This window comes from Pedobacter agri PB92, assembly GCF_000258495.1.
In the GTDB taxonomy this organism is placed as follows: domain Bacteria; phylum Bacteroidota; class Bacteroidia; order Sphingobacteriales; family Sphingobacteriaceae; genus Pedobacter; species Pedobacter agri.
In genome coordinates this window covers 1-656 of the sequence record NZ_AJLG01000351.1, presented here as the reverse complement: position 1 = coordinate 656, position 656 = coordinate 1, and the positions used below count along the sequence as shown (strand labels likewise).

The window sequence follows — 656 nt, the reverse complement described above, 5'->3', positions numbered from 1 at the left end:
CACGATTTTCGACGATTTACCTTCATTCTGCTTTCGAGCTTAAAGCTTTCAGCATTCAAAACATCCGGTTCAAGCTCGATTCTGTTCCGATAGGATTATATGCGTTAACTATTCTGAATGAAGCTTATCAGCCAATAGCTGAACGGATATTCTTTGCGCATTACGACCAAATTAATAAAATTCAAATTGGTACAGATAAGGAAGAATATCAAACCAGAGATCGTATTGAACTTTCTTTAAATGCTTTGGGTAGAAACAACAAACCCCTGCTCGGATTGGTCTCAGTTAGTTGTGTCCAAGCCAATCGGCTTGCTCAATACAATAATCAAAACATCACTGATTTTTACTTTTTTTCAGCGGCATCTGCCTGATTTACCTCAACATCCTCTGGGTGTAAAGTATCAAGACCCAGAATACTTAAATCTTGTATTATTGATAAAGGGGTGGAGGAAATATAAATGGCAAGGTGAAAAATTGGCCACAACCAAATTTAATCAGTCTTCTATGGAATTGAGAGGCACTGTAAAAAAAGACAATGGCCGGTTGAAAACGCCAATGGTATTAAATACAATCGGCGGAACAAAAATTAATGTTTTGGTTACAGATAGTGCTGGCCATTTCATTATTCCATCAGCTAATTTATTAAGTGTGTACGT

At 37.0% G+C, this 656-nt stretch carries 1 protein-coding gene; it reads left to right on the top strand.

The window, feature by feature from the left end; translation table 11 throughout:
• The coding region (locus ON09_RS23830) for a hypothetical protein (RefSeq protein WP_010603583.1) at positions 1-371 on the top strand (371 nt) is incomplete at its 5' end.
• Between the last annotated feature and the right edge of the window lie 285 nt (positions 372-656).